Below are 14,842 nucleotides of genomic sequence, written 5' to 3'. Positions count from 1 at the left end.
CGAGGGACCGGCCGTCGCGCGCTACTGCCGGTACCCGCTGAGGAACCGCCCGATCCGGCCGATCGCGGCCTCCAGGTCGTCCGCGTGGGGCAGGGTCAGGATGCGGAAGTGGTCGGGGGTCGGCCAGTTGAAGCCGGTGCCCTGGACGACCTGGATCTTCTCCCTCAGCAGGAGGTCCAGGACGAACTTCTCGTCGTCGTGGATCGGGTGCGCCTTGGGGTCGATGCGGGGGAACGCGTACAGCGCGCCCTTGGGTTTCACGCACGACACGCCGGGGATCTCGTTGAGCTTCTCCCAGGCCGTCTCGCGCTGGTCGTAGAGCCTGCCGCCCGGCGCCGTCAGCTCGTGGATGGACTGGCGGCCGCCGAGCGCCGCCTGGATGGCGTACTGGGCGGGCGCGTTGGCGCACAGGCGCATGGAGGCCAGCATGGTGAGGCCCTCCAGATAGTTCCTGGCGTGCTGCCTGGGGCCGGTCACCACGAGCCAGCCCGAGCGGAAGCCCGCCACCCGGTACGTCTTGGACAGGCCGCAGAAGGTCAGGACCACCAGGTCGGGCGCGAGCGCGGCGGCCGAGTGGTGGACTGCGTCGTCGTAGAGGATCTGGTCGTAGATCTCGTCGGCGAAGACCATCAGACCGTGCCGGCGCGCCAGGTCGAGGATGCCCTCGATGATCTCCTTGGGGTAGACCGCGCCGGTGGGGTTGTTGGGGTTGATGATGACGACGGCCTTGGTGCGGTCGGTGATCTTGGACGCCATGTCGTCCAGGTCCGGGTACCACTCGGCCTGCTCGTCGCAGAGGTAGTGGACCGCCTTGCCGCCCGCGAGCGTGGTCACCGCCGTCCACAGCGGGAAGTCGGGGGCCGGGATGAGGATCTCGTCGCCGTCCTCGATCAGCGCCTGTACGGCCATGGAGACCAGTTCCGACACGCCGTTGCCGAGGAAGACGTCGTCGACGCCGACCTCCAGGCCCCGCTCCTGGTAGCGCTGGGCCACGGCGCGGCGGGCCGAGAGGATGCCGCGCGAGTCCGTGTAACCGTGCGCCCGCGGGAGCATCCTGATCATGTCCTGGAGGATCTCCTCGGGCGCCTCGAAGCCGAAGAGCGCGGGGTTGCCGGTGTTCAGGCGCAGGACGCTGTGGCCCGCCGCCTCCAGCGCGTCGGCGTGCTCGATCACCGGGCCGCGGATCTCGTAACAGACCTCGCTCAGCTTGTTCGACTGCCGGAACTCCATGCGCGCTCGCCCCTCCGGTTCGTTGTGTTGCTTGGTTTTACCAAGTTCCAGCTTGGAAAGTCCAACGACATGTCTAGACTGCGTGCCATGTCACCTCGCCGAAGCTACGACCAGTACTGTTCCGCCGCCCGGGCGCTCGACGCCGTCGGCGACCGCTGGACCTTGCTGATCGTCCGGGAGCTGCTCGCCGGCCCGCGCCGTTACACGGACCTGCACGCCGATCTGCCGGGTGTGAGCACGGACGTGCTCGCCTCGCGGTTGAAGGACATGGAAAGGGACGGGCTGACCACCCGGCGCCGGCTGCCTCCGCCGGGCGCGGCCTACGTGTACGAACTCACCGCACGGGGGCGGCGGTTGCTGCCCGTGTTGCAGGCGCTGGGGAAGTGGGGCGAAGGCGAACTCGGTGAGCGGCGGCCCACCGACGCCCTCCGCGCGCACTGGTTCGCGCTGCCCCTGCTGCGCGGGCTCGACGCCGAGGGGGCCACGGGTGCGGGGCTCGTCGAAGTCCGGCTCGACGAGGGGGCCTTCCATCTGTACGTGGGCGCGGAGGACGGGCCGGTGTACGGCGACGGGCCCGCGCCCGCGGAGCCCGACGCGCGGCTCGTCCTCGACGCGGACACCTGTACGGCGGTCGCCCAGGGAGCGTTGGGGGTGCTCGACGCGGTACGGGCCGGCCGGATCGAGGTCGGCGGCGACGGCACCCTGGCCAAGGCGCTGCGGGAGGCCTGAGGGCGACCTCGGGGGAGGGCGCGTCACGGACGGCCCGGCGCAGGCATGACGGAAAGCGTCCGGCGCAGGCATGACGGAAAGCGTCCGGCGCGGGGAGGACGGAAAGCGTCCGGCGCGGGGAGGACGGAAGGCCCGCCGCTGGGACGCGGCGGGCCTTCTGATGGGACGTCAAGTGGCGGTCAGGCGCCCGGCGGTACGTTTCGCGGCCGTCCCGAACCCCGGGTCAGCGTGTATCCGCCGATCCCGGCGAGGGCGGCCAGCACCGCGCCGATCGCGCTCCACACCCAGCGGTCGGACCACCAGCCGGAGGCCCAGCCGTCGTCCGGCTCGATGCTCGACAGCACGGCCGTGGCCGACGAGTCGTCGGAGTCGTCGTCCTGCGCATCGGACGTGACGGCGATGCCCGGGACCAGCGGCTTCGCCAGCGAACCGTCGACGGCCGCGGCGCCCCCGATGTCCTTGGACTCCACCCGCAGTTCCGCGCCGACCGGCAGACCGAGGTCGGCCGCCTTCAGGTCGAGGACCGTCAGCCGGACGTAGTAGGTGCCCGGCAGCGGGTCGTCGGCCCACGGCTCCGACCAGGCGCGGACCGTGCGCAGCACGCAGGCCAGCTCCACCGAGGCGGTGCCCTGGGCGGCGGTGCGCGTCTGGGCGCCGTACTGGCAGGCCTGGCGGCGGCGCAGACCGTCGTACACGTCGACCTGCCAGGTCTGCGTGGTGTGGGCCTGCGGCAGCTTCACCGTCGCCTTGACGGTGGGGCGTTGGCCCGAGTCCGCCGGGAACGACCAGTAGAGGTAGTCGCCCGCGGATCCGCTCGCCGTCGCCGTCTGCCCCTGGTCGATCTCCGTCGCCGTACGGAACGAGGTGCCCGCCTCGGTCGGCGCGGAGCTGTCGTCGGACGGGCTCGCCGAGGGGGTGGAGTCGGCCGCGGCCGGTGCGGCCGCCGGCCCGAGCGCCAGCCCGAGCACCGGTCCCAGCGCCAGCAGGGTGCTGCTCAACACACGTGTGATACGCATCAGTTGGTCCTCCAGACCGCGACCCGCCAGCGGGACACCCAGCCCCACAGCACACCCGCGAGGAAGCCGAACAGCACCAGGACGCCCAGCAGCCACCAGCCGCGTCCGAGGCCGAAGGAGGCCACATCGGTCGCCTGTGACGGACCGTCGACCACGTCCACGGTCAGCTCCAGCGGCATTCCCGGCGTGGTCTTGACGCCCGCCGCCGCCGAGTAGGAGTTGGTCACCTGCACGCACACCGTCTCGGCGGGAGCCTCGTCCTCGTCGCTCTCCGCCTTCGGGTAGCGCAGACCGGTCGAGATGACGTCGGTACGCCCGTTTCCGGCCGCCTCACCGCGCACGATCTCCCGGCCGTGCACCGTCACGGCGCGCAGCAGCACCCCGTAGTCGGGGTTCATGGTCCGGTCCGCCGACACGCTCACCGAGGCGCGCAGCTCCTGGCCCGGTTCGACGTCCACCTTGTACCAGCGCTCCTGGCCGAACTCCTCGCGGTCGGTGTACAGCCCGGACTTCAGGGCCGGGGCCGCGGAGCAGGAGGCCGCGCCCTCGGTGGCCACCGGCGTGACCACGGGGTCGGCGGCGCGGTCGACCAACTGGTTGACACGGTCGGTGAGTTCGTCGGTGTGCTCCACCGAGGTGTAGGTGCCGCCGGTCGCCTCGGCGATGCAGCTGAGCTGCTGACGCATCTTGACGTTGGGCACCAGGCCGAGCGTGTCGATCGTCAGGCCGATGCCCTTCGCCGCGATCTCCCGGGCCACCTCGCACGGGTCGAGCGGGGCGCAGGTGTCCTCGCCGTCGCTGATCAGTACGATGCGCTTGGAGCCGGTGCCGCCGTCGAGGTCGCCGGCCGCCTTCAGCAGGGCCGGGCCGATCGGCGTCCAGCCGGTCGGCGACAGGGTCGCCACCGCGGTCTTGGCCTCGGTCCGGTCCAGCGGGCCGACCGGATAGAGCTGCGCGGTGTCCTTGCAGCCCGTCTTCTGGTCGTCGCCCGGGTAGTTGGCGCCCAGGGTGCGGATGCCCAGGAGGACGTTCTCCGGGGTCGCGTCCAGCACCTCGTTGAACGCCTGCTTGGCCGCGGCCATCCGCGTCCCGCCGTCCATGTCCTTCGTCCGCATCGAACCGCTGACGTCGAGGACCAGGTCGACCTTGGGCGCGGTGGCGGTGGTCTCGTCGGCCACCGCCCCGGCCGGGAAGGCTATCCCCGCCGTGAGCGCGGCGAGCAGGGCGCAGACGCCCGCCGCCAGCCGTTGTGTTCTGATCATCGGCGGATCCTATTGATCAGAGGCGTCCGGCCACAAAACGGCGGCGGAACCGGTGTCGACATCGAGGCCGGACCCCGCCCCCGCCGCTGTCCCACCCCAGGGTCAACAAGCCTTGCCGGTCAGCGGGTTGGGCAGCAGGGCCCACTGGTCACCCGGTACCCCCGCCGACAGCCGCATCAGCGTCAGCGCCTTGGCCGGCAGCGGTTCGCCGCACAGCGCCGCGAGGTCCGGCGAGGGCGGGAGGTCCCGAACGGCCGTCTCCAGGGCCGCCCGCAGGGCCGGGCGGCTGCCCGCCGTCCCGGCCAGCGCGCCCGCGACCAGCGAGCCGAACAGCTTGCGCCGTAGCGCCGTCACGTCGTCCGTGCGGATCCGCTCGGGCAGTTCGTCCGGCAGTGCGACGCCGTGCCGGGCCAGCCGGGCCGGACTCACCCGGATGTCGGCCAGATCGCGGTAGACCAGCCGCAGCGGGGCGCCCGACGCCGACAGCACGACCAGCAGGTTCTGGCCGTGCGCCTCCAGCGCCACGCCCCGTTCCAGCAGGCCCAGCCCGACGGTGAGCGCCAGGCGCGCGAACTCCGCCAACCAGGCCGGTGAGGCGGGCAGTCGGGTACCGGCGAGGGCGGCGACCGGGACGACGTGTTCGCCCGGCGCCCCGAAGACCCGCGGCGACTCCCGGAGCACGGCCGCGAGATCGGGGGAGTTCGCGGTGGCCGCGCCCAGGGTGCGGGTCGTGTGCAGCAGGCCGTCCGTGTGCGGGGTCAGGGTCTGCGCGAACGCCGAGAGGGCGGCGGAGGAGGCGATGGACCCGACGGAGATGTCCCGTACGGAGGACGTCAGCCGGGTGCTCAGCGCGGTCTTGACGTGCGGACCGCCGGGAAGCGCGAGGGTGCGCAACGACATCAACGGATGTGCGGCGACCCCCTGTTCGCAGGAACGCCCGAGTACGTGCTCGGCCTGCCACGGATGCACCGGGATCACCAGCCGGGTCCCGTCCCGCAGCTCGCGCGGCCACTCGCCCGACACCAGGCACTCACCGGCGGGCACCGGCAGCAGCCCCAGCCGCACCGAGGGCCGGTGCTCGGGCCCGTACGCGAGCTGCTCGGCCACCGAGAAGCCGGGCCGCGAACGGCAGCCCGGATGGAAGGGATGCCCGTCGACCACCCGCTGCTCCCACTCCCAGTCGTGCGCGGGCCACGAGCCCGGATCGTCCAGCGAGGCGGATCCGGGCTCCTGTCCGGCCCGTGAAAGCGCCAACGACGAGACACTGTCGGCTAGTTCACCGGCGAAGTCCGCGCCGTGCGGCACCCCGAGCGCCGTCATCAGCCGGGCCGGATCGTCGTACGCCACGCGGTCCAGCCGTACCTCCGTCACATAGGCGGCGGTCGCGTACGGATCCGCGCGCGGGCCGTGCAGGCGGCGTCCGTCGCGCAGTCCCAGCAGGCTCTCCCCGCCGGACTCCGCGCGGTGCGCGATCCACGGCAGGGGTTCGTGGACGAGCGCCCGCCACAGCCGGGTCAGCACGGCCGCCCTCGCCCCGGGCAGCGCGGCCGTGAACCGCGGGCCGAGCGAGGGACGTACGGCGGCCAGTTCCGTGGCCGGCTCGGCCTCGGCGGTGGGGGGACGGTGCACGGGTGGGCTCCTGAGGGTGCGGGTACGACGTCACGTAGGGGCCGTGACGACGCGATAATGATCGTCTCCGCCCGGAAGAACCGTAGGGAACCAGGGAACCAGTGGATCGCGTGGACCTCATCCCCCCGCCCGCCGACGCCGAGGCGTCCGCCGACGGCGTCGCCGAGCGCGCCGACGCCTACGCGGCGGCGCCGCTGCTGAACTGTCTGCTGCGGGAGGTCGCCGAGCCGCTGCCGGGCCCGCCGGGCGGCGACGGCCGGTTCGTGTTCCGGCTGCCCGGCGACGGGTCGTCCGGCCGGTTGCTGCGCGTGCGCGGCGAGCGGCGGCCCGCCGAGCCCGAGGTGTACACGGCGGGCGCCTGGCACCGCCTCGGGCACGGCGGACTCGTCGAACTGGCCGCCGAGGCGCTGCGCGGGCACACCGGGCTGGACAACCACGAACTGCCCGCCGAGATGACCGACAGCCGGGACGTGGTGGCCGCGATGCTCAGCGCACGCGCGCGAGCCACCCCGCCGCCCGGCCCCTATCTGCGCTCCGAGCAGTCGCTCCTCACCGGCCACCCGCACCATCCCGCCCCCAAGGCGCGCGGCGGCGGCCCGCCGGCCGGCTGGCTGCCGTACGCCCCGGAGGCCCACGCCCGCTTTCCGCTGGTCCTGCTGGGGCTGCGCGAGGACGCGGTCGTCGAGGAGGGCGACACCCGCGCGCTCGACTCCCTCGGTACGGCCCCGCCCGGCTACCGGCTGCTGCCCGCCCACCCCTGGCAGCTCGACCTGGCCGCACCGGAGCTCGCCCCGGCCTTCGCCGACGGCCGGCTGGTCCGGCTCGGCGCGACCGGCTTCGACGTCTGGCCGACGGCCGCCGTGCGGACGGTCTACGCACCTGAGCGGGACCTGTGCCTGAAGTTCAGCCTCGACGTCCGCATCACCAACGACATCCGCCGGCTGTGGCGACACGACCTGCTGAAACTGCGCCGGACCGACGAGGCGGTGGTGCGGGCCTTCGCCGCGGGCGGCGGCCGCGCGGCCGGCGGCCCGGCGGTCTGGCTGAGCGACCGCGGCTACCGCACCGCCGCGTTCGCCTTCGAGGCGCTCGCCGTCCTGGTCCGCGACGGGCTGGCGGGCGCGCTGCCGCCCGGCGCCACCCCGCTGCTCGCCGCGGGACTCGTCGAGGGCTTCGACGGCAGCCCGCTGGCCACCACGGCGGACCCGGCCGCCTGGTGGGGTGCCTACCTGGACGTCGTCGTCCCCCCGGCCCTGACCGCCTTCGCCGACCACGGGGTCGTCCTCGAGGCCCATCTGCAGAACACGCTGATCGCCGTGGACGCCCACGGCATCCCCGTGCGGGCGCTGTTCCGGGACGCCGAGGGCGTGAAGCTGCTGCCGGACGTGGAGCGGGCGGCCGGCTGGGAACGGCTGGTGTACTGCCTGGTCGTGAACCATCTGTGGGAGGCCGCGGCGGCGCTCGCCGAGTGCCACCCCGGCTTCGATCCCTGGCTCGCCGTCCGCCGTGAACTGGACCGCCACGGCCTTCCCGAGGCCGCCGCCCTGCTGACGGCACCCACCCTGCCCGGCAAGACGAACCTGTTGCTGCGCTGGACGGGCGCGGACGGCGCCGACGCCCGCTACCTGCCGCTGCCCAACCCGCTCGTCCGGTGACGCCGGCCCGGGGGCGGAAGCGCGATCACGAGATAAGGTAAGCCTAACTTGATCGGGCGGGGGGTTCCGGGTGCGGAGCCGTTCCCGTCGCACAGGGAGGCTCATATGGCGGACCACGCGAGCGCCCCGCTGACGCTCGACCGGGTGCGGCTCGGCGCCGGCGGGCCGCTCACCCGGCTGCGGATCGCGGACGGCAGGATCACCCATGTCGTCGCTACGGCCGAGACCGGGGTACGGGCGGTGCGGACCGGGGTCGAACGGGTCCTCGACCTCGACGGGCGGGTGCTGCTGCCCGGCCTCTGGGACGCCCACGTCCACATGGCGGAGTGGGCGAGCGCCCGGCACCGCCTGGACCTGGCCGGGACCGGCTCCGCGCGGGCCGTGGCCGACCTGGTGCGCGAACGCGGCGACGCGGAGCCCGACGGCACGGTGCTCTTCGGGTACGGCTTCCGGGACGGGCTGTGGCCCGACGCCCCGCACAAGCGTCTCCTCGACGCGGTCCTGCCCGACCGGCCGGTCGCCCTGGTCAGCGCCGATCTGCACGCCGCATGGCTGAACTCCGCCTGTCTCGCCCTCGTCGGCCGGGGCGACCACGCCACCGGCCTGGTCAGGGAGACCGAGTGCCACGAGGTCCTGTCCGCGCTTCCCAAGGCGCCGGCCGAGGTCGTCGACGGCTGGATCGCGGACGCCTGCCGGGCCGCGGCGGCGCGCGGGGTCACCGGTGTCATCGACTTCCAGTTCGGCGACACGGTCGCGGACTGGGAACGCCGCGCGGCCGCGTTCCGGCCGGCCGTGCGGGTGGCGGCCGCGATCTACCCGAGCCGCCTGGACGCGGCAGTGAAGCGCGGACTGCGCACCGGGGACGAGGTCGGCGCGCCCGGCGGCCTGGTGCGGGTGGGACCGCTGAAGCTCTTCACCGACGGCTCGCTCAACACCCGCACCGCGCTGTGCCGCGACCCCTATCCGGGGCTGGAGGGGACGGACGGCTCGCACGGCATCGAGGAGACGGCGCCGCACGAGCTGGTGCGGCTCATGCGCCGGGCCGCCGCGCACGGAGTCGTGCCCGCGGTGCACGCCATCGGCGACCACGCCAACACGCTGGCCCTGGACGCCTTCGAGGCGGTGCGCTGCCGGGGCCGCATCGAACACGCGCAGCTGCTGAGCCCCGAGGACGTCCCGAGGTTCGCGCGGCTGGGCGTCACGGCGGGCGTGCAGCCCCGGCACGCCACGGACGACCGTGACGTGGCGGACCGGCACTGGGCGGGACGCACCGGACGCGCCTTCGCCTACGCCGATCTGCTCGCCGCCGGCGCCCGTCTGGAGTTCGGTTCCGACGCCCCGGTCTCGCCGCTCGACCCCTGGCTCGCCCTCGCGTCGGCCGTCAGCCGTACCGATGACGAACGCCCCGCCTGGCACCCGGAGCAGCGCCTGTCCGTGCGGGACGCGCTGGTCGCGTCGGCCCGCGGACGCCGGCTCATCCGGGTCGGCGACCCGGCCGACCTGGTGGTCGTGGACGTGGACCCTTCGGAGGCCGGCCCCGACGCCCTGCGGGCGATGCCCGTGCACGCCACGATGACGGACGGCCGCTGGACCCACGGGCCGTACTGAGCCGGACGGCGGCGGCGGCCCGGGAGCGCGCCGCCCGCCGGCGGAGCGGACCCCGGATCCGGAAGGGACCGTACCCTGCGGACCCGGGGCGTTCGCACGGGTCAGACCGCCTGCCTCGCGGCCAGCACGGAGCGGTGGATCTCGTCCGCCCGGACGGCGACCGTCGACAGCAGGGTGCTGGTCAGCCCGTGGGTGTGCTCGGTCCCGCCCTGGAGGTAGAGGCCTGCCGTCACCTCCGGCACGGTCTCCACCCGGTGGTCCCGGCTCACGCGGACCGCGTCCCCGTCGTCGCGGAGGCAGAGCTTCGCCGCCTCGCCGAGCAGCGACGCCAGATCTCGCGGCCGGTATCCGGTGGCGAGCACCAGCACGTCGGCGCAGAGCACCTGCCGCTCACCGGTGGGCAGGAACTCCACGGCGACCTCCAGTCCGCCGTCGGCGCCGCGGTCCACGGAGCGCACCCGGGAGACGTTGAGGAAGCGCAGCCGCTCCCGGCCCGCGACCTTCTCCCGGTACGAGGTGGCGTACAGGGCCTCGATCAACTCCATGTCGACCACCGAGTAGTTGGTGGAGCGGTGGTAGTCGATCAGCGACTGCTTGACCTCGGAGGGGGCCGAGAAGTAGACGTCGACCGCCTCCGGGTCGAAGATGCGGTTGGCGAACGGGCTGTCGTCGGCCGGGGTGTAGCCGTACTTGGCGAAGACCGAGCACACCTCTGCCTCGGGGAAGGTGCGGTGCAGGTAGTCCACCGCCTCGGCGGCGCTCTGCCCGGCGCCGAGCACCACGGCCCGCCGCACCGGGACACCCGCCTCGCCCAGTCGCGTGGCGCGCGGGATCAACTCGCTGTTGTGCCAGACACGTTCGGCGAGCTCCAGACCCGGAGGCACATGCGGCTCCAGCCCCATGGCCACGCTGACGTTGCGGGTCCTGTGGGTCACGGTCTCTCCCGCACCCGTGGTGTCGCGGCAGGTGACGTCGAAGAAGGCCACCTCCGCGTCGTCGCCGCGCACCGGCACCACGGAGACCACCTCGCTGCCGTACGAGACCAGGTGGGAGACCCGCGCCGCGGCCCACTCGAAGTACTCGTGAAACTCCATCCGCAGCGGGAAGAGGGTTTTCTGGTTCAGGAAGTCGATCAGTCTGCCCCGCTCGCGCAGGAAGCACAGGAAGCTGTAGTCGCTGGTCGGGTTGCGCAGGGTGACGAGGTCCTTGAGGAAGGACACCTGCATCGTGGCGTCGTCGATGAGCATGCCCCGGTGCCAGCCGAAGCGCGGCTGGCGCTCCAGGAACAGGGCGTTGAGGCGGCGCTCTGCCGGAAGGTCTGAGTTGTGCTCCTCAACCGCTATGGAAAGAGCGAGATTTGATGGACCGAATCCGATTCCGATGACGTCGTGTACGACGTCGGCACCCATGAGCGGTGACTTCACCTTGGCATCGCCTCCTCAGGCAGGCCCATGCTAGATAAGGTAAGGCTTACCTTGCAATGAGTCGTTGAAGGGGAGGACGTCATGCGGGTCGTCATGCTCGGCTACCAGACCTGGGGTCACCGCACGCTGCAGGCGCTGCTGGACTCCGACCACGAGGTGGCCCTCGTCGTCACCCATCCGAAGAGCGAGCACGCCTACGAGAAGATATGGGACGACAACGTCGCCGAACTCGCGGAGAAGAACGACGTCCCCGTGCTGCTGCGCAACCGTCCCGACGACGCCGAACTCCTGGCCGCGGTGGCGGACGCCCGGCCGGACATCATCGTCGCCAACAACTGGCGGACCTGGCTGCCCCCGGAGCTGTTCGACCTGCCGCCGCACGGCACCCTCAACATCCACGACTCGCTGCTGCCGTCGTACGCGGGGTTCTCGCCGATCATCTGGGCGCTCCTCAACGGCGAGGAGCGCGTCGGCGTCACCGCGCACCGCATGAACACCGAACTCGACGCAGGGGACGTCCTGGTGCAGCGTTCGGTGCCGGTGGGGCCCACCGACACGGCGACCGACCTGTTCCACCGGACCGTCGACCTCATCGCCCCCCTCGTGCGCGAGTCGCTCGACCTGATCGCCTCCGGCCGGGACGCCGGCCGGTGGGTGCCGCAGGACCGGGCCCGGGCCAGCTTCTTCCACAAGCGGTCGGCGGAGGACAGCCGCATCGACTGGAGCTGGCCCGCGGAACGCCTGGAACGGCTCGTGCGGGCCCAGTCGGACCCGTACCCGAACGCGTACGCCTTCCACCGCGGCCGGCGGCTGAGGATCGTCTCGGCGGCCGTGTCGCAGGGGTGCTACGGCGGCACCCCCGGCCGGATCTTCATCCGGGAGGGGGACGGCGTCGTCGTGGTGGCGGGAGCCGATTCCTGGTCGGGCCGCGCCCGGGGTCTCCTCGTACGGCGGGTACGCACCGACGACGGCACCGAGTACGCGGCCGGCGACTACTTCCGCACCATGGGCGGGTATCTGACGTCCCGCCCGTGAGCGTCCGAAGGGAAACGTAGGCGGGAAAGGGGACGGGGACGGGCACGGCTGCTCCGGACCGGACCCCGGGCCCGCGTGACGGGGGCCGGCGCCGGGTCAGTCGACGATCGCCGCCGGCCGCGTCCCGCCGGCCCTGACCCCGTCGTCCTGGTGGTGCCTGCCCAGCGGGATGACCAGCGGGGTCCCGCTGACCGGGTCGGGGGTGATCCGGCAGCGCAGGGCGAAGACGTCCTCGACGGTGGCCTCGGTGACCACCTCGGCGGGCGTGCCCTCGGCGACGATCCGGCCCGCCTTCATGGCGATGACGTGATCGGCGTACCGGCACGCCTGGTTGAGGTCGTGCAGCACCATCACCACGGTGCGTCCCTCGCGCCGGTTGAGGTCCGTGATCAGGTCCAGCACGTCGATCTGGTGGGCGAGGTCGAGATAGGTGGTCGGCTCGTCCAGGAGCAGCAGGGGGGTGCCCTGGGCGACGGCCATCGCGATCCACGCGCGCTGCCGCTGGCCGCCGGAGAGCTCGTCGACGGGCCGGTCGGCGAGGTCGGTCAGCCCGGTTGCCGCCAGCGCCCCGTGCACGGCCTCCTCGTCCGCCGCGGACCACTGCCGCCACCAGGTCTGGTGCGGTGAACGGCCCCTGCCCACCAGGTCGAAGACGGTCAGCCCCTCCGGCGCCACCGGCGTCTGCGGCAGGATGCCGAGGGTGCGCGCGAGCTCGCGGCCCGGCACGGACCGCAGGGCGACGCCGTCCAGTTCGACGACGCCCCGCCGCGGTGCCAGCAGCCGGGCCAGCGCGCGCAACAGGGTCGACTTGCCGCAGGCGTTGGCCCCGACGATGGCGGTGATCCGGCCGGTCGGCACGGCGAGGTCCAGATCCTCCACCACCGACCGTCCGTCGTAGGCGAGATGCAGGCCCCGGGCCCGCAACCGGGGCTCCGTGGACGGCGGACGGGCGGTGACCGGGCCCGCCGTGTCGGCGTGGGCGGCCGTGTCGGTGGCGGCCGGGCGCGGGACGGCCGCGCCGGGCTTCGGCGCGGACGGCCGTGGGGTGCGCGGGGCGCGCGGGTCGGTGGTCGACATGGGATCAGCCTCCAGAGCCCGCGCGGTTGGCGCGGATGAGCAGCCACAGCAGGACCGGCGCGCCGAGGGCGCCGGTGACGATCCCGACCGGCAGTTCCGTCCCCGGGACCGCCTCGCGGGCGAGGAGATCCGAGCCGAGGACGACCAGTGCGCCGGTGAGACCGGAGACGACGGGCGGCGGCGACGCGGTGCCCGCCAGCCGCTGGGCGATCTGCGGGCAGGCCAGGGCCACGAAGGCCACCGGACCGGCCGCCGCCGTGCCGAAGGCGACCAGCCCCACCCCGGCCAGCAACAGCGCCAGCCGGACGGACTGGACGGGCGTGCCGAGCCCCGCGGCCACGTCGTCGCCGAGTTGGAGGGTGCGCATCCAGCGGCCCATCGCCAGGGTGACCGGCAGGAGCACGGCCAAGGCGAGGGCCAGCGAGTCCACCTGGTCCCAGGTCCGGCCGTTGAGGTTGCCGACCAGCCAGCCGATGGCCTCCTCCGCCTGGAACCGGCTGCCGCGCGCCACCAGGAAGTCGGTGGCGCTGGTGCAGATCCAGGACACGCCGATGCCGACCAGGATGATGCGGTATCCGGTGGTCCCGCCCTTCCACGCCAGCGCGTACACGAGCAGCGCGGTCGCCAGCGCGCCCAGCAGCCCCAGCGTCGACAGTCCGATGCCGCCGGGCAGGCCGAGGACCACGGCCGCCACCACGGCCGTTCCGGCGCCCTCGGTCAGCCCGATCATGTCGGGGCTGGCCAGCGGGTTGCGGGTCATCGTCTGGAACACGGCCCCCGAGACGCCGAACGCGAGGCCGACCAGCAGCCCGGTCAGGGCGCGCGGCAGCCGCAGATCCCGGACGACGACGACCGTGCCGGGGTCGCCAGCGCCGCCCAGCGCCCTGACGACGTCGGTGAGGGGCACGGGGTAGTCGCCGAGGGTGAGGCCCCAGCAGAACAGCAGGGACGCGCCCGCCGCGACCAGCACCCCGGTCAGTACCAGGCGCGGGCGCAGCACGCCGGACACCGGGGGGAAGGCCAGCCGGAACGGCCGCACGCGCGGCGCGGAACGCGCGGGGACGGCGGGGGACGTGTGGACGGCCGGTGTGGCCTGCGGGGCCGGGGACTGTGCGGGCACGCTCACACCTCCGCGAGCTTACGGCGGCGGACCAGGGCGATGAAGAACGGGCCGCCGAGGAAGGCGACGAGGACGCCGGCCTGGATCTCGGTGGGCCGGGCCAGCGTCCGGCCCAGGATGTCCGCGGACAGCAGCAGTACGGGCGCGAGGGCGGCCGACAGCGGCAGCAGCCAGCGGTGGTCGGGGCCGAGGCCGGCGTACTGGGCGAGGACGCGCGCGATGTGCGGGACGACCAGGCCGAGGAAGACCACGGGACCGATGACGGCGACCGAGGCGCCCGTCAGCAGCATCACCGCGGTGACGCCCTGGAGGCGGACCAGGCCGAGCCGCCGGCCCAGCGAGGCGGCCACGTCGTCGCCGAGGGCCATGCTGTTGAGGGCGGGCGCGCAGGACAGGGCGAGGACGGCGCCGACCGCCAGGAAGGGCGCGATGCGCAGCAGTTCGCCGGAGTCCCGGTCGGCCAGCGAGCCGGCCGACCAGAAGCGGTAGCGGTCCAGGGCGTCCTGGTCGGTCAGCACCACGGCACTGGTGAGCGACGACAGCAGCGAGGTGACGGCGACCCCGGCGAGCGCGAGCTTGACGGGCGTGGCCCCGGAACGGCCCAGCCGGCCCAGGCAGAAGACCAGGACGCTCGCGGCGAGAGCCCCGGCGAACGCGAACCACACGTAGCCGTAGAGCGATCCGACCCCGAACACCGCGACCGCCAGCACGATCGCGAAGGACGCCCCCGCGCTGACGCCGAGGATGCCCGGGTCCGCGAGGGGGTTGCGGGTGAGGGCCTGCATCAGCGCGCCGGACAGGCCGAGCGCGGCGCCCGTCGTCAGGCCCAGCAGGGTGCGGGGCACCCGCACCGACCAGACGACGTTGTCGACGAGGCGGCTGGGCGGACGGCCCAGGACCGCGCGGACGACCTGGTCGAGCGGAACGTTCAGCGCGCCCAGCGCCACGGACAGCAGGGACAGGGCGATGAGGAGGGCGACGACGAGGGTCACCAGCACCGCGGTGCGAAGCCTTCTGCCTGAAGCCACGTGCCGTTCTCCCTGTCGCGGTCCCGGGT

General features: G+C 73.6%; 12 protein-coding genes. 4 read left to right on the top strand and 8 right to left on the bottom strand.

Annotated features, from left to right (window positions below; genetic code table 11):
- Window positions 1-21: 21 nt before the first annotated feature.
- Window positions 22-1,230 carry a pyridoxal phosphate-dependent aminotransferase gene (locus OG440_RS07330; protein ID WP_406006012.1) on the bottom strand — a complete coding sequence of 403 codons (1,209 nt, stop codon included), beginning with the start codon at window positions 1,228-1,230 and terminating at the stop codon, window positions 22-24.
- 87 nt (window positions 1,231-1,317) lie between these two features.
- Between OG440_RS07330 and OG440_RS07325 the strand changes: the two genes are divergently transcribed.
- Complete coding sequence (locus tag OG440_RS07325; RefSeq protein ID WP_406006011.1) at window positions 1,318-1,959, top strand: winged helix-turn-helix transcriptional regulator; 642 nt, start codon at window positions 1,318-1,320, stop codon at window positions 1,957-1,959.
- Between the two features lie 179 nt (window positions 1,960-2,138).
- On the opposite strand, the gene OG440_RS07320 is transcribed toward OG440_RS07325, so the two are convergent.
- The 3 genes from OG440_RS07320 to OG440_RS07310 form a co-directional block, all read right to left on the bottom strand.
- A complete protein-coding gene (locus tag OG440_RS07320; protein WP_406006010.1) occupies window positions 2,139-2,975 on the bottom strand; it encodes a hypothetical protein in 837 nt (278 codons plus the stop codon).
- Complete coding sequence (locus OG440_RS07315) at window positions 2,975-4,237, bottom strand: VWA domain-containing protein (protein WP_406006009.1); 1,263 nt, start codon at window positions 4,235-4,237, stop codon at window positions 2,975-2,977. Before OG440_RS07315 ends, OG440_RS07320 begins: the two co-directional genes overlap by 1 nt.
- A gap of 102 nt (window positions 4,238-4,339) precedes the next feature.
- Window positions 4,340-5,866 (bottom strand): IucA/IucC family protein, encoded by a 1,527-nt coding sequence (locus OG440_RS07310; RefSeq protein WP_406006008.1) that lies wholly within the window; start codon window positions 5,864-5,866, stop codon window positions 4,340-4,342.
- Between the two features lie 101 nt (window positions 5,867-5,967).
- On the opposite strand from OG440_RS07310, the gene OG440_RS07305 reads away from it, so the two are divergent.
- Window positions 5,968-7,521: an IucA/IucC family protein gene (locus tag OG440_RS07305; protein ID WP_406006007.1), complete on the top strand. Its 1,554-nt coding sequence runs from the start codon at window positions 5,968-5,970 to the stop codon at window positions 7,519-7,521.
- A gap of 105 nt (window positions 7,522-7,626) precedes the next feature.
- Window positions 7,627-9,129, top strand: a complete 1,503-nt coding sequence (locus tag OG440_RS07300; RefSeq protein ID WP_406006006.1) for an amidohydrolase — start codon at window positions 7,627-7,629, stop codon at window positions 9,127-9,129.
- Between the two features lie 101 nt (window positions 9,130-9,230).
- Here OG440_RS07300 and OG440_RS07295 read toward each other — a convergent pair whose 3' ends face one another.
- Window positions 9,231-10,538: a lysine N(6)-hydroxylase/L-ornithine N(5)-oxygenase family protein gene (locus tag OG440_RS07295; RefSeq protein ID WP_406011288.1), complete on the bottom strand. Its 1,308-nt coding sequence runs from the start codon at window positions 10,536-10,538 to the stop codon at window positions 9,231-9,233.
- A 96-nt stretch (window positions 10,539-10,634) separates the two neighbouring features.
- On the opposite strand from OG440_RS07295, the gene OG440_RS07290 reads away from it, so the two are divergent.
- Window positions 10,635-11,588, top strand: a complete 954-nt coding sequence (locus OG440_RS07290) for a methionyl-tRNA formyltransferase (protein ID WP_406006005.1) — start codon at window positions 10,635-10,637, stop codon at window positions 11,586-11,588.
- Window positions 11,589-11,684: 96 nt separating this feature from the next.
- Here OG440_RS07290 and OG440_RS07285 read toward each other — a convergent pair whose 3' ends face one another.
- From OG440_RS07285 to OG440_RS07275, 3 genes are read right to left on the bottom strand one after another with little or no spacing between them, the layout of a single operon-like run.
- Window positions 11,685-12,665, bottom strand: a complete 981-nt coding sequence (locus OG440_RS07285) for an ABC transporter ATP-binding protein (RefSeq protein ID WP_406006004.1) — start codon at window positions 12,663-12,665, stop codon at window positions 11,685-11,687.
- A 4-nt stretch (window positions 12,666-12,669) separates the two neighbouring features.
- Window positions 12,670-13,791, bottom strand: coding sequence for a FecCD family ABC transporter permease (locus OG440_RS07280; RefSeq protein ID WP_406006003.1), 1,122 nt, complete (start codon window positions 13,789-13,791; stop codon window positions 12,670-12,672).
- Complete coding sequence (locus OG440_RS07275) at window positions 13,788-14,813, bottom strand: FecCD family ABC transporter permease (protein WP_406006002.1); 1,026 nt, start codon at window positions 14,811-14,813, stop codon at window positions 13,788-13,790. The genes OG440_RS07280 and OG440_RS07275 overlap by 4 nt, the downstream gene beginning before the upstream one ends.
- Window positions 14,814-14,842: the final 29 nt, after the last annotated feature.

Origin of the sequence: Streptomyces sp. NBC_00637 (genome assembly GCF_045161545.1) — a bacterium.
In the GTDB taxonomy this organism is placed as follows: domain Bacteria; phylum Actinomycetota; class Actinomycetes; order Streptomycetales; family Streptomycetaceae; genus Streptomyces.
This window is presented reverse-complemented; position numbering and strand designations above follow the sequence as displayed.

What these genes read in the sequence shown, in the direction of transcription:
- OG440_RS07330 (WP_406006012.1), bottom strand. Translation starts at nt 1,230, where the DNA reads ATGGAGTTCCGGCAGTCGAACAAGCTGAGCGAGGTCTGTTACGAGATC.
- OG440_RS07325 (WP_406006011.1), top strand. Translation starts at nt 1,318, where the DNA reads ATGTCACCTCGCCGAAGCTACGACCAGTACTGTTCCGCCGCCCGGGCG.
- OG440_RS07320 (WP_406006010.1), bottom strand. Translation starts at nt 2,975, where the DNA reads ATGCGTATCACACGTGTGTTGAGCAGCACCCTGCTGGCGCTGGGACCG.
- OG440_RS07315 (WP_406006009.1), bottom strand. Translation starts at nt 4,237, where the DNA reads ATGATCAGAACACAACGGCTGGCGGCGGGCGTCTGCGCCCTGCTCGCC.
- OG440_RS07300 (WP_406006006.1), top strand. Translation starts at nt 7,627, where the DNA reads ATGGCGGACCACGCGAGCGCCCCGCTGACGCTCGACCGGGTGCGGCTC.
- OG440_RS07295 (WP_406011288.1), bottom strand. Translation starts at nt 10,538, where the DNA reads ATGGGTGCCGACGTCGTACACGACGTCATCGGAATCGGATTCGGTCCA.
- OG440_RS07290 (WP_406006005.1), top strand. Translation starts at nt 10,635, where the DNA reads ATGCGGGTCGTCATGCTCGGCTACCAGACCTGGGGTCACCGCACGCTG.
- OG440_RS07285 (WP_406006004.1), bottom strand. Translation starts at nt 12,665, where the DNA reads ATGTCGACCACCGACCCGCGCGCCCCGCGCACCCCACGGCCGTCCGCG.